The organism is Kovacikia sp. CALU 1929, from assembly GCF_056784235.1.
The window spans coordinates 1-17,709 of record NZ_JBXBCF010000055.1; the positions used below are offsets into that span (position 1 = coordinate 1).

The following is a 17,709-nucleotide window of genomic DNA, read 5'->3' on the forward strand; positions in this document are numbered from 1 at the left end:
GGGACGCAACCGTCACCTGCCACGGGGGGTTTGGGGGGCAGCCCCCCAAGCAGGGTTTTGGCATTCACCGTTGACTCTGCGATCACCTACCGATTCAACTTTCACACTTGTGTATACACAGTAGCCCCCTCTCCCCCTTTCCCCGCTGTTGTGGTTTACTCATCTAAAAGCTGCTGTAGGTCCAGCCCCACCGCTGCAAAACTCCAAAAACAGGAAATCCATATAAAGTTTTACAAGAACTGCTTCGTTCCACCAGAACTCAAGGGGCACAATAAGAAAACCAAAGCCAGTTGAGACATAAACTATTTGCATTATCAGGTCAGGTCATTTTGCATTTGGCTTAGCGTCTCACTAAATACCCTCAGGAGTCTTCGGACAGACCTGGTCAGATTCCTCTTGCCTGTTTCATGCATTCATTCCCTCCACCCATCTCAACAGACTTTTTAATACACCAAGCCCCTATTGGCATTCTGCATCTTGGGCTAGATGGAGGTATTTCTAAGGCAAACCCAGCCTTCTGCAAGCTGACGGGCTACACGGAGACACAACTTCGGCACCTGGACAACCGGGCAATTACCCATCCAGAGGATTTTGTCATAGAAATGCGAATGCTCCAGCATTTGCTGGGAGGCGGACAACGCCATCACATAATGCAGAAGCGTTACCACTGTTGCGATGGCACGTTTGTCTGGACTGAGGTTAAGGTTTCTTTAAGTGGCGATGAGAACACTGGCGAAGATTTGCTGGTGTTTGTCACCGACTTGAGCGATCGCCGACTGGCAGAGCAAGAAATTCATCAGCACCGCGAACGAGAAGCGCTGTTAAACGATATTTCTGCCCAAATTCGCTCCACACTAGACTTACAGAGCATTTTGCAGGTGGCGGTTCAACGTCTGCAACAGGCACTCGAAACCGACCGGGTGTTGGCTTACCAATTCTTTTGTGACAACAGCGGCGTTTGTTTGGCGGAGAGTGTTTCCGTGCCCTATCCTGTCATGCAGGGGCTAACCCTTCCGTCTGAGTGCATCCCCCCTATTTATTTAGATGCCTATCGCCAGGGGCGGTTGTGGAGTGCGGCAGACGTGCATAATGCGGGTTTGTCTGACTGCTATCAGGGAATGCTGACTCAGTTTCGGGTCCGTGGCATGATTGCCTCTGCGATTGTCAGTATGGATGAAACGCTGGAGCCACAGAACCGTACCCTGTGGGGTTTGCTGGTGGTTCATCATTGCCGGGGTCCCCGATTGTGGACAGAGGATGAACAACAGCTTGTGCGGGCAGTGGCTAACCAAATTGCGATGGCGCTGGAGCAGACCCGGTTGCTCCATCAACTCCAGATCTACACCCATGAGTTAGAAGAACGGGTAAGCCAGCGGACGCGATCGCTGGAGCGATCGCTTCAGTTTGAACAATTGATCCGTAGCCTGACTGAGGCGCTGCGAACCGATCTGGATGAAGACCAGATGTTGAAAGCCGCTGTTCAAGGTTTGGTCAAGACACTGGATCTGGACGGTTGTATTTCCAGTCTGTTTGATGCCTCGACCTGCCGCTTAGAGGTTCGTTATGAGTTCTTTAAGGCAACAATCCATCCAACCCAACCGCTGATCAATCAATCATTTCCGCTCACTGCCTGGTCTGAAGTGTGCCGCCACCATCTCCTGAATCGCAAAACCTACGTTACTAGCTTTCCAATTGCCCATCCTTCCTCGCCCAAGCCTATCGACCCAACCTTGGAGCGGTTTGGAGGCAGCCCATCTGTGGATGAGAACTCGCCCCCAATTCTGTCGGAAGTCATGAGTCCAATCATGGACGACCAGGGGTTAATTGGGGCGCTGACTATTTTTCAACTTCAGTCCCGCCAATTTGAACCGGATGAAATTAATCTGATTGAACAGGTTGCCAGTCAATGTGCGATCGCCCTGCGTCAGGCTCATCTTTCGCGCCAGGAGCACGAACAACGGCTCAGTGCTGAATACTTCCGCTCTTTTCTGGATAAATCAGTTGATATTTTTGTCGAATATGACCCCCAACTTCGTTACATCTCGATTAACCCCGCTGGGTGCGCTCTTTTAGGACTACCTGCTACAGTCATCATTGGCAAAACCAATCGAGAGTTATTCGGCTCCTTCGCCGATGAAATAGAACCGCTGATCCAACAGGCATTTGACACGGGGGAAAAGGTGTTTGTTGATCATGAAATGTCATTGCCGCTCGGTGATGTGTGTGTGTTTGAAACGGTATATGCCCCCATCACTAGCCGCTCAGGCATGGTTCAGCGGGTGATAGGAGTATGGCGGGATGTGACCGAGTTTAAGAATCAATGGCAACTCTTGGAAACCCGTAACCACCAACTAGCCGAAACCACTCGCCTGAAAGAGGAATTTGTTGCCACCACCAGTCACGAGTTACGGACCCCGCTCACTGCTATCCTGGGATTTTCTAACGTATTGCTGCAAGAGTTTTTTGGAGAACTAAATCCCAAGCAAAAAGATTACCTAGAGCGAATTCATGCCAGTGGTCAACACTTGCTGGACTTGATTAACGACATCCTTGACCTTTCTCGCCTGGAAGCCGATCGCCTGGAACTGGATTTACAAACCATCTTTGTTCCCGATGTTTGTGAGGGAGTGATCAGCCTGATCCAGGAGCGTGCATTGCACCAGGGGCTGGAGGTCAAGGTTGACATTGATCCCAAAATCGACTGGATGGTTGCCGATCCCAGACGCCTCAAACAAATGCTGCTCAATCTGTTGACCAATGCAGTCAAGTTCACCCAAATAGGCAGTGTTGGTCTGACCGTTTATGCTCAATCCTTGCTCGCCGATCCCAGAGAATCTGCGACACCCAATGACTCAAACCATCGGTTTCCCATTCCCAATCTCTCAGGAGTGATCCATTTCCAGGTGTGGGATACCGGAATCGGGATTACCGAAGACGATCAACAACGTCTTTTTGCGCCCTTCTCACAAATCGACAGTTCCCTATCCCGCAAACACCAGGGAACAGGTTTAGGCTTGGTGATTACCCGCAAATTGGCAGAACTTCATGGCGGCACTGTTCTATTAGAGTCCGGACCACAACAGGGCGCAAAGTTTACAATTTCTCTGCCTCTCAGGGGAGGGGCTGAGGGCGGGCTGAGGTAGATAGGAATAAAGGTCACTAAGGGTCACGGTAAAGGCGAATGGGGGGTAATCCCATAACCTCAATGCCGATCCCTATCTCCAAACCACCGTCAAGAGGCACAACAACAGTGCCTCTGTCCACTCAACCGTGGCTCCATAGGTATCACCCGTATGCCCACCGAGTTTGTGGTTAAACCAGGCTCCGGTCAGGAGGGCGATCGCACATCCTCCGATCGCCATTACCCCAGGGATCACCCACTGCTGTGGATTAAGCCATAGCTGTAATCCACTCAGCCCCAGAAGCAAAAATAGGCTGGGAACCGCTTCTAGAGTTGAGTCAATCGCCGCTTTATGGAGTGCCCCTTTGCCCGTTGCCCTCAGGTAGGGATAACGGGCGATCGCTACCAGTTGTCCCCATCTTGCCCAGCCGATAACGGTTAATAGGACCAACCAGCGAGAAGAACCCAGACTAGCCAGGGCAGTGGTTTTCAGAAGCAGGATCAGCCCCGCTGCCATGACACCAAACGCCCCTGTGTGGCTATCTGCCATGACAGATAGGCGACGTTGGGGGTCAAGCACTGCCAACCCGTCCGCAGCATCCATTGCGCCATCCAGATGCAAGCCCCCGGTAATGGCAACCCAGGCGGCAACCACCAGCCCACTACGAACCAGTACCGGCATTCCCAGCCAATCCAGTCCCCAGTCCAGCAGTCCTAGTAGCCCACCGATTAGCAGCCCCACAACCGAAATCCAACGAGCAATGCCATTAAAATTTAATGTCCAGCGCTGGGGAATGGGAATGCAGGTGTAGAACGCGATCGCTCCCAGCAGGGTAGAAAGGGGAGCCAGAAGAGTACTTTTGGAGGTGGCGATCGCTTTTCTACGGTAGCGATTTATTATCTGACATGGAATTTTAATCACTTTCAGTATTCAAATGGGTGTCTCTGTTCCCCCTTAACGGGATAACCTGGAAGGGAAGTTTCAGTTTCAGTATCCCCTCTCGCAATTGCGATAAACCAATTCAGTAAATTCCATCAGGAGGTAGCCTGAGAAGTTGAGATAAAATTGTTGCGTACATCACTAATCCGTAAAACTACCTTGAGTTTTCTTTCGAGAATTCCTTAAATTCAGTATTGAGCTTTAGCTACTCCTGCTTTTCGGATCGGCTTGATGCCATACCTACTTCAGGGATTGCTTTACACGACGAGTTTCACGAGTTTATTGGGCAATTCTTTATTGGATGATTCTGTTACTGGCTTCCCATCGTTGCATAAACTCGCCTCGTCTCTTCTCAGCCACAGCGTTGTTCCGTTAAGGCTTTTTTTTATTTCAGGCTTTCACATTTTTTTAGAGTCCACGTTTGCCTTGAGCCGAAACCATTTGTTGAAGCCGCAGGCACCCTTAGACCAGAGGCGTTCTCTCCATGAGTCACGATCCAATTTCTCGCAGCAAGCGAATGCCTGCTCCCTGTATTGTTGACACCGGCACTGTGATTAATAAGCAGGATATGCAGCGCGTACTCGCTGACCTGAGCCATGTTCATTACCAGCATAGACAAGATGGCATCCTCATCAATGAAGGAGAGGGTTGCGTCCTGGAGGTCTTTGCCGATCCCCAGCGATCGACGTTGATTGCCAATCACGCAGTTTACATCAACATTTCTAGTTTTGATTACCTGGAGTTGGGTCAGTCGGATGATCTGGAGCCTTTCTTTGATCTGGTTCAGGACAATCGCCAGCTTCGTCTGATCCCACTTTCCAATCCTTTGCAAGAGCAAAACACCCATCGCCTCAATGTGGCTGCATTAGAAGCCGTTGTGGCTGAAGTCCTCTCTGCCAACTGGGATGTGCAGATTGATGACGAAGAACATTTTTCGTTTTAGAGCAGGCACGGCGGGCAAACGTTGACTAAGGAATTTTCGTTTCAGTGTCAGGCATATTGCTGCGACACCCATGCGCGGGCAGGGGTCTTAACAACTCCCCATGGTCCGGTAGAAACTCCCCGTTTTATGCCGGTGGGGACGTTGGCGAATGTCAAAACCATCACCCCAGACCAGCTCCGGGCGACTGGGGCACAAATGGTGCTGGCAAACACTTATCACCTGCATTTGCAACCTGGGGAAACTATTGTGGCTCAGGCAGGTGGGTTACACCGCTTCATGGCGTGGGATGGCCCGCTTTTGACCGACTCAGGTGGTTTTCAGGTGTTTAGCCTGAGCGAAATGCGGCAAATTTCCGATGAGGGAGTGACCTTTCGCTCTCCAAAGGATGGGCAGATGATTCACCTGACTCCTGAGCGCTCCATTGAGATTCAAAATGCTCTGGGGGCAGATGTGATCATGGCATTTGATGAATGCCCGCCCTACCCGGCAAACCGTGAGAGTGTGATAGAAGCAACTGATCGCACCTATCGCTGGCTCAAACGGTGTATCACGGCTCACCAGCGGAGTGACCAGGCATTGTTTGGGATTGTGCAGGGGGGCGTGTACCCCGATTTACGCCAGGATGCCGCCCGCATGTTGGCAGATCTTGATCTACCTGGGTACGCCATTGGAGGAGTCAGTGTTGGTGAACCCCCTGAACTGATTCAGCACATTGTTGGGGTCACGACTCCGTTGCTACCACCAGAGAAACCCCGCTACCTGATGGGTGTAGGCACTTACCGGGAAATGGTGCAGGCGATCGCCGCTGGCATGGACCTGTTCGACTGTGTGATTCCGACCCGTTTAGCGCGTCATGCTAATGCCCTGGTCGCAGGCGATCGCTGGAATATGCGAAACGCCCGGTTTCGTGAAGACTTCACACCATTAGATCAGGAGTGTCCCTGCTACACCTGCCAACACTTTACCCGTGCTTACTTAAGCCATCTGCTACGGGCACAGGAACTCCTGGGCTACACCCTACTCTCAATTCACAACATTACGGAACTGGTGCGCTTTACTCAGAGAATTCGTAGCGCTATCTTTAATGGCAGTTTCAAAGCAGCATTTGGGCATTGGCTTTAGAAAGGTGGTAGGTGGTATCTGTGACTGACTCAGCTAACGTTCATTTATTATTTGCGCAACTACAAACTCGTTATCCTACCAGTAGCCTGGTGTCTGAACTGGTTCAGGTACATGGCGATCGCTTTGTTGTGCGTGCCCTGGTGCAACTGGGAGGAGTGACCCTGGCAACGGGCATGGCAGCGGCTGCGACGATCGAACAGGCAGAAGACGAGGCTCGGTTGCGTGCGTTGCATGTGCTGGGAATTGCTGCGATCTCGAGTTCGCCAGTTCCCTATTCGGTTTCTGGGTTCACCCAACCCTCAGCACTGCCCTCAAGTCCCCCACTAAACGGGGGATTTCCGCCGATTGAACTCATGCAATCGCCCTTGCCAGACAAGCCATCCCCCATCAACGCTTCCCCTGAAAGTTTCTCCCCTGAAAATTCTCCGCCTGCGGTAGTTCCATCCTTACCCCTGGAACCACAGGCGATCTCTAAACCAACTTCTAAACCAGCTTCTAAACCAAAGTCAGTACCTTCTAAGCCGAAGGATCAAGATCTTCAGCCGATTCAAGAATTTCCTGCGTTTTCGGTACCTGGTGGTCCTGCTTTGGTAGAAACCCTACCTGAGAAACCAGCCGCTTCCTATTCTGGTGAACGTGATTTGGAGGTACCTGACCTGGATGCTTTAGAGGAAAGCAACGATGATGCGGCTGTTGAACCTGTAGACCTATCAGAACTGATAGCTTTTACGGATGTAGAAATGGAACGGATTGGATGGAGTAAGAAGCGGGGTCAAAGCCACCTAAAGCGGACCTACAGCAAGCAGACCCGGTCTGAACTGAATGAAGACCAGTTGATGGAGTTTCTTCATTACCTGCGAGCACTGCCTTCTCAAGCTGGGGAGTGAGAGGAAAGGAAATGGGCAGATCTGCCATCTGCCTCCACTCCCCCCGATCAATTCTCTCTACCGCCCCAAACCTTCTCCAGCACCATTTGAGGAGAAATATCAGACATTTGACCAGTCAGGGATTTGATACCAACAAAGCGATTGCTTTCTGGCAGTAATCGCTTCGGAACCGTAGGACCAAATAATGCCAGCGTGTAGGTTTTTACAGCAACCGCGAGATGCATCGGAGCACTATCAGTACATAGCATCAGGTTCGCCCCAGCAATCATTGCGGCTAATTTACCAATATCTTTAGGAGCCGTCACTTTCAGCCTTGGACTAGCCTGAACCAGATCCTGAACAAACTTGCTATCTTCTGGTCCCTCAGCCACGACTAAAGGCAGATCCGGCTGCCGCTGTTGAAAATCCTGGATAATTCCTTTCCAGCTTTCCACCGGATAGAGCTTATCAATTCTCTTATCTTTTGAAAGTTGGCTGGAACCTCCATGAATTAACACGTAGCCGCTGCTTTGCAAGCCCAATCGCTTACGTTCGGCATCTGCCCAGTCGAGGTCTTTGGTCGAAACGTTGATCGATAACTCTGGGCAGGGCGTATTAATGTCTAAGCCCTTTAGCAAGTCATGATACATGCAGGCAGCATACTGATCCTGCTTCAATGGGACAGCGTTGGTTAGAAAAGGCTGCCCAGCCGTGCCCGCATAACCAACCCGAACTGGAATCCCCGTCAGCCAGAGCACAAGCCCAATTCCCCAACGCTGCCCCAGGGAAATAGCAATATCGTACTCCTGTTCGCGGACAGAACCCAACAGATTGCCAAAATCTGCGAGGCTGTTTCGGTCTTTGTAATCAAACAGAATGGTATTGTGAACGGATTTGGAAACCCGGTAAGCATCCTTTGCCCTGGGTTCAATGACAACATCGATCTGGGCATTGGGATAAACCTGTTTCAAGTCATCCAGTGTCGGAAAGAATAAAATTTGGTCGCCAATCCCACCAGGGACGAAGGCTACGATTCGCATAATGCAGGGTTAAATACTTCTTTACGCTAAACTCGCTCCTTAATGACCTTAAGAGGTTTCATCTCAACTGGCAAGCTCAAGATAGAAAAAACTTGTGCGAAACCTCACCAATTTAGAAACCCATACTTTTTCCTTGTAAAAATCGCCAGTGCTCAACTTGGATGGCTTTAACAGAGCTTGGCTGGTTGTTGCGATCGCAAACCTGACCCGTTGCCAAAGGGTGAACTTCGCAGAATACGGATATCTCTTCCAAAATTTAGGGGAAGATACAGTAAGTTTTGCGTTGTACAGACTACGCTCAGTCCCCTATTTCCATCGGGGGTTCCTGAAACTGCCAAACGATAGGACTGTCAACCATGAACGAAGAAGTTCTAGCTGAGGGATGCTGTGTACTTACTAATTCCAGCCGCTGGTTCAGGTCGTCGAATGGGGAGCGATCGCAACAAATTGTTGCTGCCCCTGCTCGAAAAACCCCTCCTTGCCTGGACGCTTTCTGCCGCCCGTGCCGCCCAATCGATTCGCAGAATTGGATTGATCGGTCAACCAGAGGATTTTCAAGACTTTAAGGAGATTGTGGTCAAACTTGGGATGACCAAGATGGTTCACTTCATCCAGGGTGGTGCAACCCGTCAGGAGTCGGTTTATCGAGGATTACAGGCGCTACCAGCCGTTGCCCAGCAAGTATTAATCCATGATGGTGCCCGCTGCCTGGTCACGTCCGAACTGTTCGATCGCTGCTCTGAGGAATTACGCCACTGTCCAGGGCTGATTGCCGCGATCCCGGTAAAGGACACGATCAAAGTAGTGGAACCTTCCACCCATGAGGTAACCAGTACCCCCGATCGCCGTCAACTTTGGGCAGCCCAGACTCCCCAGGGCTTTGAAGTCGAACACCTGACCCGTTGCCATGATGAGGGAGTTCGCCAGGGATGGGAAGTCACCGATGATGCTGCCCTGTTTGAACAGTGTGGGCTACCCGTCAAAATCGTAGAAGGCGAAGAAACCAACTTAAAAGTAACCACCTCGGTAGACCTGGCGATCGCCGAGTTCATTCTGCGGCAGCGGGGGAAGGGAAGTTGAGAGGTGGGAGTTAAAGATATTAACTTGCCAGCTTAGACCTCCGAGGTTTTGAAAACCTCGGAGGTCTGGAGGCTCTACAAACAACTAACAACCAGCAACCCCCTCTACTTAATCTCCTTGATCGCCTTCTCCACATCCCTGACTCTGTCAGATTTGCCTTGCTGTTGATAGAGGCGCTTTGCCTGGTCAAAGGCGGCGACGGCTTCTTGTTTGCGATCGCGGGCCTTTAAAGCATCACCCAGTTTGAAGTACCCGTCGGGATCCTTAGGTTGCAGGGTGGTGTACTGACGATAGGAGATGATTGCCCCTAAATAGTCCTTCTGTTCCAGATAGATATCGCCCTGTGCCAGGTGGGCTTCCACCAGGCTGGGCTGCAAGGATGCGGCTCGCTGGAAGGCTTTGAGTGCATCTTGTGTACGACCCTTAGCTTTCCAAATTTTGCCCATTTGAAGCTGAATTAGTCCATTGCGGGGTTCCAGTTGCGCCGCTCGATTGAAGGCAGACATTCCTTCGGTCAGGTTGCCCATACTCAACCATGCTGCCCCTAATGTGACATGGGCAGTGCCCGATCTAGGGGATAGCTGGATTGCCTTTTTCAGAGGGTTGATCGCTTCTTTTGGACGTTCCTGCTGAATCAGCATCGCCCCCAGCAGTTCAAACGCTTTGGCATTACGGGCATCAATGGCAGTTACCTGCCTGTAAGCATTGGCGGCTTCGCTATACCGATCAATACGGGAGTAAACCACACCCAAGCCTAAAAAGGCGTTAACGTGGCGTGGATTGAGTCTTGTCGCTCCCTGGTAGGCTGCGATCGCCTCATCGTTCCTACCCAGGTTTGCCAGGTTATAACCAAGAGCATACTGAAATTCAGCATTTTTAGGATCCAGGGCGATCGCTTGCTGGTAGTAAGTCGTTGCCTCTTGAAAGTTTCCCTGTTTGGCTTGTAAATAGCCGATGCCAGAGAAAATCTTTGCATTTTGGTTGTCCAGTTCGGCAGCCTGCCGGTAAACTGCGATTGCTCCAGGAAAGTTGCCAGCATCTACCAGTTTGCGCCCTTCCTTTAGCAATTCAGTCAAACGGTCATCCTGCTGTTTGCCACGACCAGGTGCACCCTGGGCATGGGCGCTCTGTGGTGCGAAATGGGGGGCAGAAACGCCAATCAAAAACAGCAGGCTCAAAACCAGGAGGGGTTGCTTTCTGATGATCAATTTTCCAGACATAGTTAGCAAAGACTTAACAAGATATGAGAGAGTACTGCTGGGTTTTCTAGCAGGAGAATGGTCAATGATTCTATCAACCACTGATGTGCTTCAGGGCGTAAACGTAACCAGCTACCTGGGAGTTGTCACAGCAGAGGTCGTTTACGGTAGCAATGCACTGCGGGACTTCTTTGCCGGAATTCGTGACATGATTGGTGGGCGTACAGGTAGCTACGAGCGGGTATTTGAGCAGGGGCAACGGGAGGCGATCGCGGAACTGGAAAAACGGGCTGCACAGTTGGGGGCAGATGCCGTAGTGGGAATCGAGCTAAACACCGGCACGATTAATGTAGATGAGTCAGGCGTATTGCTCCTCATCACCGCAACGGGAACAGCCGTAAAGCTATAAGCAGAAGTCAGGGTTCAGAGGTGAAGGGAGATATAAATTCCCATTTGTGGTACGGTTAAACTGCTTACTCAGTGAGAGTTTTCGGCATTAGTTCGTACCACACTCATCTGAGAATCGCTCTACTCAAAGTACGCTTTCCATTGGTCTTAAGCCTGGTGGCTTTTGCTATAAATTAACTTTCGTATATTCGGGGATCATAACCCTTTGGTCAACCCCTGTTTTATGCTTTTCTCAAGCAGAAAACAACTCAACGTCTGGGTTGAGCCTGGGGCAAGGATTATCTGCGTTGGCTGCTGGTTAATACCTAAAGCCAACGTCATCCTGTGCTAGACAACTGGCTAAAGTAGGTGGGCTAACACGCTTTTAGAGAAAACCAAAACGCTTTAGTCCTTCTAAAATTCCGCCTGCGCAAGCGGCTGTTGCTAAATAGCGGTTAGAGTTGGGGTTTGCGTGATGCCACTGGAGTAGCTCAGGCATGGCATTACCGACGATGATGCCGTATTCTTCCCGATTAGCAAAGAGAGCAATATCGTTACCAGAGTCGCCACAGGCAACGGTTCGTGCTGGGTCAACCCTCAGATTTTGCCGAACAAAGGTCATTGCCATCCCTTTGTTTGCCTGACGGGGCAGAATGTCCAGATCCTGACTGCCGCTGTAGATCAGTTGTGTGTCCAGGTCGCGATCGCCCAACATTCTCTCTAACTGGGGCAATACTTCTACTGCCGCCTCTTCAGTTAGAAAGTAGCTGGCTTTAAAGGGACGCTGCTCTGTATCCGGTTGGGGGGTGAGGTCAGCAAAGTGCGCGGCACAGGCAACGACTTCATCCCGGTTCCAGCGGTAGGATAGCTTTTCTGACCAGACCGGGTCGGGGGTATCACTACCGTTGTAATAAACCTCCGTACCGACGCCTGCAATCAAAACATCTGGCTTTAGCAGCCCCTTTTCAGCAACAAGCTGGCGATAGAGGGTCAGCGATCGCCCCGTCGAATAAACGATTTGGGTGCCATATTCATGACGATGCCGTTCTAACTGACGGATGAGTTCTGCCATTGTGGCATCATCACCTACCAGGGTGTTGTCCAGATCAGTGATGAACAGAAAAGAATTCACAGGATTACACGTTGAGTCGGTTGTTGAGTACATTGCCCACGACAACGAACTCTACCAAACCATAGGGTTTGTTGTCAGCTTTCCAAATTACCGATCTGTCTGAACTTTAGGATCCACCGCTGGAAAGAGTTGAGCCGCCATTTGCAAATCTTCCTCCGATCGCCCTTGTTCTCCCAATTCAGCTAGCACTTTGCCACGGTGCAAATAAGCAGGGGCAAATTCAGGGTGGGTGGCGATCGCCCGGTCAAAATCGCTCAAGGCTCCCGATGGGTCCCCCAATTCCACCCGAATTCTGCCACGATGGAACCACACTTTTCCAGATTCGCCCCCTAGTTTGCTTGCCTGCTCAAAGTCCTGGTTTGCGGCAGTTTGATTTTCCTGGAGCAGATAGATTGCGCTACGGCTGAGATATGCCAGAGCAGACGCAGGATGGAAGTTCAACACCTGGGTAAAGTCTTCCAGCGCTGCTGCCTGGTTGCCTTTCTTGGCGTGGACAATGCCCCGATACAGGTAAGCAGACACCAGCGTTGGGTTTACCTGAATCACATAGTCCAGATCCGTCATTGCGCCAACCAGTTCACCCAGCTTGAGTTGTAGCATGCCCCGTTGCAGGCAGGCACGTACCGGGTAAAGACTGCTTTCCACTGCCTGGTTAAAGTCCTGATTGGCGGCTTTATCTTCTCCCATGCGGGTGCGGGCAACGGCCAGATGCAGAAAATCTTCGGGATTTTTCGGCTCAAGCCGAACGGCTTCACTCAAATCATCCATTGCCAGCTTCCGCTTGCCTAACTCTAGAAATGCCAGTGCCCGTCGAACATAAGCAGGAATGGAGGGAGTCCGGGTTGCCAGGAGAACGTTGAAATCTTCAGCCGCTCCATAGGGATCCCCCAGTTCTGCCCGCAGGAAGCCCCGCTGAAAGCGCGTCACCAGCGAACGGGGAGTCAACTGCAATGCCCGATCGAGATCTTGGAGCGCGGTGTCGGTTTCACCCAGTTCTGCCCGCAGCGCACCCCGATGCAGGTAAGCAGGAGCAGAGGCAGGGTTAATTTGAAGTTCCTGGTTAAAGTCATCCAGTGCCCCCTGTTGGTCTCCTAGAGATGCCAGCAGAATGCCCCGATTGTAATAGACGGCGATCGCCCTGGGATAAAGCTCAATCACCCGGTTGAAGTCATCCAGTGCCCCCTGTTCATCACCCAGTTGAGCAAGAATCATGCCCCGGCTCAGGTGAGCAGCCGCAGGATTGGGACCAACTTTGAGAGCGCCTTGAAAATCGGTGGCGGCTCCCTCCGGATTTCCCATCTTGGTCTGTACGGCACTGCGGTTCAAATAGGCGGGAATCAGATTGGGATTGAGTTTGATTGCCTGATGCAGATCTTCCAGGGCGGTTGTATAGTCTGCCTGCTGAGCTTTGACCAATCCCCGATACAGGTAAGCCACATCAACGCTGGCATCCAAACTGAGCGCTTGGTCAAAATCGGTTAGGGCACCCTCCCGATCCGCCATCAGGTTGCGGATAATACCCCGTTGGAGATAGCCCCTAGTGGAGTCAGAATGCATGCGCAGACAGCGATTGAAATCTTCTACCGCCTCCCGTAAAGCGCCCATACTGGCTCGAAACATGCCGCGCTCAATATAGGCATCCGCAGAACTGGGCAGCATTTGCACTGCCAGGTTGAAATCTTCGGATGCTTTCTGGCGATCGTCCAGTTCTAGATGGATCACGCTACGGCAGAGATGGGCAGAAGCATTATTGGGGTCAAGCTTGAGAGCTTCAGTAAAGTCCTCGATCGCCCCTTCGCGATCGTTCAGTTCTGCCCGTACCCGCCCCCGGTTCAGGAGGGCATCCACAGAACCCGGTTCGCGCTGTAATGCCTGGTTAAAGTCCTCTAGCGCCTGGAGTTTATTTCCCAGTTCTGAACAGAGCAGCCCCCGCTGAATGTAAGCAGGAACCACATGGGGATTGCGTTTCAATACCTGGGTCAGGTCTTCTAACCCCCCTTGAGGATCACCCAGCGTAGAACGCACTGCCCCCCGTTGGATGTAAGCAGGTAGCAGGTTGGGGTTGAGTTGGAGTGCCTGGTTAAAGTCGGCGATCGCCCCCAGAGGGTCTTGCAGCGTCGCCCGCACCATGCCTCGCTGCAAATAAACCTGGGCAGCTTTGGGACTGATCTGGAGCGCCTGGTCAAAATCGGCGAGTGCACGATCCTTATCTCCCATTTCCGCGTAGACGACACCCCGCTGGACAAAGGCAGGAATGGCATTAGGAGAAAGCTGAAGAGCCTGACTAAAGTCCGCGATCGCCCCTTCGCGATCGTTCATCCCTGCCCGCACCACGCCCCGTTGCACGTAGGCAGGCACCGCATTCGGCGCAAGCTGAATCGCTTGATTCAAATCTTCGAGTGCGCCTTCCAGATCATTCAGTTCAGCCCGCACAGTGCCCCGCTGAATGAAGATGCCAGGGAACTTAGGTTTAAGCTGAAGTGCCTGATTGAAGTCATCCAATGCCCCCTGTCTATCCCCCGCACGGGCGCGGGCAGTTCCCCTTCCCACTAGCGCCTCTGCCGCCTTGGGATTGATTTGTAACACCAGGTTAAAGTCTTCCACTGCCCCCCGGTTATCCTGCATCGCCAACCGAGAGTTACCCCGGTTGAGGTATGCCCCGGCATACTTCGGGTAGATCTTAATCGCTTCCGTCATATCAGCGATCGCGCCCTTGTGGTCACCCTTTTGAGCCTTCATTAAACCCTGGTTGAAAAAATCTTCGGCGTTCATAGGTTGGGGTAAAATCTTCCGCTTCACTATAGCCCAGCTAGCCAGACTGGCACCGCGATCTTTACGGGAGTTTGCTCACTGGTGTTAGATAACAGGTAGTAGGTAATGGGTAGTAGAGGTAGAGGGGTGAAGGCGAAAGGCACAGTGGGTTCCTAACTCCTGACTACTAAAGTTGACCACTGACCAATTCCGCTCCTTAGCAAACAACAGAGAAAGCCGCTTCACCTTAAACTGAAGGATGCTTTCTTAATACCCTAAACTATGTCCTTTCGCCCGTCGAAGCTGTTCTCCTGGGTTCCCAGCTTGAATTACCAGGTCTGGATTCTCGCATTGGGGCGGCTTCTGTCCCAGACGGGTTCTGGCTTTACTTTGTTTGCGGCACCTATTTTCTTTGTCAACCAAGTAGGGCTGTCTGCGACCCAGGTTGGACTTGCAATTGGGAGTTCAGCCGTTTCTGGGATTGTGGGTCGGCTGATGGGCGGCTCGTTTACCGATTCGCGCACCTGGGGTCGCAGGCGGACGTTGATGCTGGCGGCGATCGTGTCAGCGGCAGCATCCTTTGTGCTGGCAGCAGCCAATGACTTTCCCATGCTAGTTCTAGGCAATTTGCTGGTCGGGCTGGGACTGGGACTTTATTGGCCCCCCAATGAAGCAATGGTTGCCGACCTGTCGCCACCGGAGCAGCGGAATGAAGCGTTTGCGATTACTCGGCTCTGTGACAGTTTGGGGTTGGGGTTGGGAGTGGTGCTAGGTGGACGGTTGATTGGCATCACTGGGGCTTACCGGATGCTGTTTGTGATTGATGGAATCTCGTTTCTGGTGCTGTTAGGCGTTGTTTATTGGGCGATCGCCGAGTCGGGTCAGTTCACTGAAAACCATCAAGCGATCAAGGGATGGATGGCAGCCCTGCGCGATCGCTACCTGCTCACCTACATCATTCCCAACGTGATGTTTACCACCTATCTGGTGCAGGTCAGCAGCACCCTTCCCCTTTATCTGAACAATTTTGTCCCAGGACAGGCACCCGCCAGGGGATTCTCTCCCGAAGTCATTAGCAATCTGTTTGCATGGCATCTGGTAGCTGCTGTGCTGTCCCAAATGCCCACCGTGCGATTTCTCAATCGCTTCTCCCATGTCCAGGGGTTGATCGGCTCAGCCATACTGTGGAGCATCGGGTTTGTCCTGGTCTGGCTTACAGGGGTTGCCCCCGCCGGTCATCTAATCTGGGCAATTCTGGCAACAGGTGTCCTGGCGATCGCCACCTCTGCCTATATGCCCGCGGCTGCCTCAACAACGGTAGAACTGGCACCAGAGCCACTAAGGGGAGTCTATCTAGCAGTCAACTCCCAGTGCTGGGCGCTGGGTTACATGATTGGTCCCCCCCTGGGTGGGTGGGCATTAGACCAGTCTAAACCGATTGTTTATGGCTACTGGCTGGTCATGGCTGCCAGTGTGATCGTGGCGATTTTGATTCTGCAAGCCCTCGATCGCATGATGCATTCATCCAGGAGCATCGCCAGTAGGGAAAAAGTGGAGGGTGAAAAGGTGTGAGGTGTCAGGTGTCAGGTGTCAGTCGCCTAAAACTCTCAACTCAAAACTCTCAACTCAAAACTCCCTCCCCTCGTTTCCTATCGCCGCCGTTCCTGTAACTTCCGGTAAACAGCTTTCAGGTCTACCTTGTGGTGAGCCAGGGCAACCAAGGAGTGGTAGAACAAGTCAGCCACTTCACCCGCGATCGCTTCCGGGTCGTCATCTTTGAATGCCATCACAACTTCTGCGGCTTCTTCCCCAATCTTCTTGAGAATTTTGTTATCGCCGCCTTCAAACAGTTTGCAGGTATAGGAAGTTTCAGTCGGGTGATCGCGGCGATCGCAGACAACGGCATACACCTGGGACAATGTATCCGCATGGGGTGGCTCAATGTGACTGTTCACCCGATGGAAACAGCTTCGTTCGCCCGTATGGCAGGCAATGTCGCCAATCTGCTCCACACTGATTAGTAAGCAATCGCTGTCGCAGTCATAGCGGAGGGTTTTCACAATCTGGAGGTGCCCGGAGGAGGCTCCCTTATGCCAGAGTTCCTGACGCGATCGACTCCAGAACCAGGTTTCACCAGTTTCCAGGGTTTTTTGCAGGGATTCCTGGTTCATCCACGCCATCATCAGCACGGTGCCATCCAGATAATCTTGCACAATAGCAGGAACCAGTCCCCGGCTATCGTATTGAATTGCCTCTACCGGAATGACTTGCTGCAACTTCATATCAACATTTCCCATGAGTAGATGAGTGGGGTACTGGGTATTGGGAGTTGAGAGTTTTGAGTTGAGAGTTTTAGGCGACTGACCCCTCACCCCTCACCCCTCACCCCCTAATAACTAGTGGTTCTGAAACACCTGCAACTGGAAGTCCATCAACTCTCGAATCCCTTTTTCAGCGAAATCCAGGATTTGATTAAGCTGCTGCCGACTGAAGCTATCCGACTCCGCTGTCCCCTGGATTTCAATCAGTTCCAGATTCTCGTTCATAACTACATTAAAATCGATCTCGGCAGCTACGTCTTCTTGGTAGTTAAGGTCGAGGAAAGGTTCGCCGTGCAAAAGACCAACTGAAATGGCAGCGACTTGATGGCGCAGGGGCGATCGCTCCAGATCTCCACCGGCAACTAGCTTATCAATCGCGTCTTTGAGGGCAACAAAACTGCCTGTAATGGAAGTGGTGCGGGTGCCAGCATCGGCTTGCAAAACATCAGCATCAATCATAATCGTCCGCTCTCCCAAAGCTTCCATGTCCAGGGTTGAGCGCAGGCTGCGTCCAATCAACCGTTGAATCTCCTGGGTTCTCCCAGAAAGCCTCATGAACTCCCGTTCCTGGCGATCGGGTGTTGCTCCAGGCAACATGCGGTACTCAGCGGTCAGCCAACCCTGCCCTTTGCCTTCTAAAAACCGGGGCACCTTAGGCTGAATCGAAACCGTACAGAGAACTTGAGTGTCTCCCGACTTTGCCAGAACAGATGCGGTCGGAAACCGTGTAAAATTACGCTCAAAACTGACGGGACGCAGTTGATCGGGGTTTCGCCCGTCTGGACGCTGCCAAGCCATTTTCTATCC

At 51.9% G+C, this 17,709-nt stretch carries 14 protein-coding genes; 7 read left to right on the forward strand and 7 right to left on the reverse strand.

Annotated elements, in window-relative coordinates; genetic code table 11:
* Positions 1-407: 407 nt before the first annotated feature.
* The gene (locus AC1S52_RS05230; protein WP_482027952.1) at positions 408-3,143 is read left to right on the forward strand and encodes a PAS domain S-box protein; all 2,736 of its coding nucleotides are present in this window, start codon (positions 408-410) and stop codon (positions 3,141-3,143) included.
* A 72-nt stretch (positions 3,144-3,215) separates the two neighbouring features.
* Here AC1S52_RS05230 and cobS read toward each other — a convergent pair whose 3' ends face one another.
* Positions 3,216-4,043, reverse strand: coding sequence for an adenosylcobinamide-GDP ribazoletransferase (gene cobS / locus AC1S52_RS05235; protein WP_482027953.1), 828 nt, complete (start codon positions 4,041-4,043; stop codon positions 3,216-3,218).
* A 502-nt stretch (positions 4,044-4,545) separates the two neighbouring features.
* Between cobS and AC1S52_RS05240 the strand changes: the two genes are divergently transcribed.
* Genes AC1S52_RS05240 through AC1S52_RS05250 form a run of 3 tightly spaced genes read left to right on the forward strand, consistent with a single transcriptional unit; the run spans position 4,546 to position 7,013 of the window.
* Positions 4,546-5,004, forward strand: a complete 459-nt coding sequence (locus AC1S52_RS05240) for a hypothetical protein (RefSeq protein ID WP_482027954.1) — start codon at positions 4,546-4,548, stop codon at positions 5,002-5,004.
* A gap of 21 nt (positions 5,005-5,025) precedes the next feature.
* Positions 5,026-6,126 (forward strand): tRNA guanosine(34) transglycosylase Tgt, encoded by a 1,101-nt coding sequence (gene tgt, locus AC1S52_RS05245; RefSeq protein WP_482027955.1) that lies wholly within the window; start codon positions 5,026-5,028, stop codon positions 6,124-6,126.
* Positions 6,127-6,146: 20 nt separating this feature from the next.
* Positions 6,147-7,013, forward strand: a complete 867-nt coding sequence (locus tag AC1S52_RS05250) for a hypothetical protein (protein WP_482027956.1) — start codon at positions 6,147-6,149, stop codon at positions 7,011-7,013.
* A 47-nt stretch (positions 7,014-7,060) separates the two neighbouring features.
* On the opposite strand, the gene AC1S52_RS05255 is transcribed toward AC1S52_RS05250, so the two are convergent.
* Positions 7,061-8,032, reverse strand: a complete 972-nt coding sequence (locus AC1S52_RS05255; protein WP_482027957.1) for a glycosyltransferase family 9 protein — start codon at positions 8,030-8,032, stop codon at positions 7,061-7,063.
* 387 nt (positions 8,033-8,419) lie between these two features.
* On the opposite strand from AC1S52_RS05255, the gene ispD reads away from it, so the two are divergent.
* Positions 8,420-9,112 (forward strand): 2-C-methyl-D-erythritol 4-phosphate cytidylyltransferase, encoded by a 693-nt coding sequence (ispD, locus tag AC1S52_RS05260; RefSeq protein WP_482027958.1) that lies wholly within the window; start codon positions 8,420-8,422, stop codon positions 9,110-9,112.
* 104 nt (positions 9,113-9,216) lie between these two features.
* Here ispD and AC1S52_RS05265 read toward each other — a convergent pair whose 3' ends face one another.
* On the reverse strand, positions 9,217-10,332 hold the full coding sequence (locus AC1S52_RS05265; protein ID WP_482027959.1) for a tetratricopeptide repeat protein: 1,116 nt from the start codon (positions 10,330-10,332) through the stop codon (positions 9,217-9,219).
* Between the two features lie 64 nt (positions 10,333-10,396).
* Between AC1S52_RS05265 and AC1S52_RS05270 the strand changes: the two genes are divergently transcribed.
* Positions 10,397-10,720: a YbjQ family protein gene (locus tag AC1S52_RS05270; protein ID WP_482027960.1), complete on the forward strand. Its 324-nt coding sequence runs from the start codon at positions 10,397-10,399 to the stop codon at positions 10,718-10,720.
* Positions 10,721-11,083: 363 nt separating this feature from the next.
* Here AC1S52_RS05270 and AC1S52_RS05275 read toward each other — a convergent pair whose 3' ends face one another.
* On the reverse strand, positions 11,084-11,830 hold the full coding sequence (locus AC1S52_RS05275; RefSeq protein WP_482027961.1) for a sucrose-phosphate phosphatase: 747 nt from the start codon (positions 11,828-11,830) through the stop codon (positions 11,084-11,086).
* Between the two features lie 87 nt (positions 11,831-11,917).
* Positions 11,918-14,602 carry a tetratricopeptide repeat protein gene (locus AC1S52_RS05280; RefSeq protein ID WP_482027962.1) on the reverse strand — a complete coding sequence of 895 codons (2,685 nt, stop codon included), beginning with the start codon at positions 14,600-14,602 and terminating at the stop codon, positions 11,918-11,920.
* Between the two features lie 261 nt (positions 14,603-14,863).
* Here AC1S52_RS05280 and AC1S52_RS05285 point away from each other — a divergent pair, with 261 nt between their 5' ends.
* Complete coding sequence (locus AC1S52_RS05285) at positions 14,864-16,153, forward strand: MFS transporter (protein WP_482027963.1); 1,290 nt, start codon at positions 14,864-14,866, stop codon at positions 16,151-16,153.
* A gap of 77 nt (positions 16,154-16,230) precedes the next feature.
* On the opposite strand, the gene hisIE is transcribed toward AC1S52_RS05285, so the two are convergent.
* Both hisIE and rph read right to left on the reverse strand, forming a co-directional pair.
* Positions 16,231-16,863 carry a bifunctional phosphoribosyl-AMP cyclohydrolase/phosphoribosyl-ATP diphosphatase HisIE gene (gene hisIE / locus AC1S52_RS05290; protein WP_482027964.1) on the reverse strand — a complete coding sequence of 211 codons (633 nt, stop codon included), beginning with the start codon at positions 16,861-16,863 and terminating at the stop codon, positions 16,231-16,233.
* Between the two features lie 114 nt (positions 16,864-16,977).
* Positions 16,978-17,700: a ribonuclease PH gene (gene rph, locus AC1S52_RS05295; RefSeq protein ID WP_482027965.1), complete on the reverse strand. Its 723-nt coding sequence runs from the start codon at positions 17,698-17,700 to the stop codon at positions 16,978-16,980.
* Positions 17,701-17,709 lie beyond the last annotated feature (9 nt).

What these genes read in the sequence shown, in the direction of transcription:
- AC1S52_RS05240 (WP_482027954.1), top strand. Translation starts at nt 4,546, where the DNA reads ATGAGTCACGATCCAATTTCTCGCAGCAAGCGAATGCCTGCTCCCTGT.
- AC1S52_RS05230 (WP_482027952.1), top strand. Translation starts at nt 408, where the DNA reads ATGCATTCATTCCCTCCACCCATCTCAACAGACTTTTTAATACACCAA.
- hisIE (WP_482027964.1), bottom strand. Translation starts at nt 16,863, where the DNA reads ATGAAGTTGCAGCAAGTCATTCCGGTAGAGGCAATTCAATACGATAGC.
- rph (WP_482027965.1), bottom strand. Translation starts at nt 17,700, where the DNA reads ATGGCTTGGCAGCGTCCAGACGGGCGAAACCCCGATCAACTGCGTCCC.
- AC1S52_RS05265 (WP_482027959.1), bottom strand. Translation starts at nt 10,332, where the DNA reads ATGTCTGGAAAATTGATCATCAGAAAGCAACCCCTCCTGGTTTTGAGC.
- AC1S52_RS05255 (WP_482027957.1), bottom strand. Translation starts at nt 8,032, where the DNA reads ATGCGAATCGTAGCCTTCGTCCCTGGTGGGATTGGCGACCAAATTTTA.
- AC1S52_RS05285 (WP_482027963.1), top strand. Translation starts at nt 14,864, where the DNA reads ATGTCCTTTCGCCCGTCGAAGCTGTTCTCCTGGGTTCCCAGCTTGAAT.
- AC1S52_RS05280 (WP_482027962.1), bottom strand. Translation starts at nt 14,602, where the DNA reads ATGAACGCCGAAGATTTTTTCAACCAGGGTTTAATGAAGGCTCAAAAG.
- AC1S52_RS05270 (WP_482027960.1), top strand. Translation starts at nt 10,397, where the DNA reads ATGATTCTATCAACCACTGATGTGCTTCAGGGCGTAAACGTAACCAGC.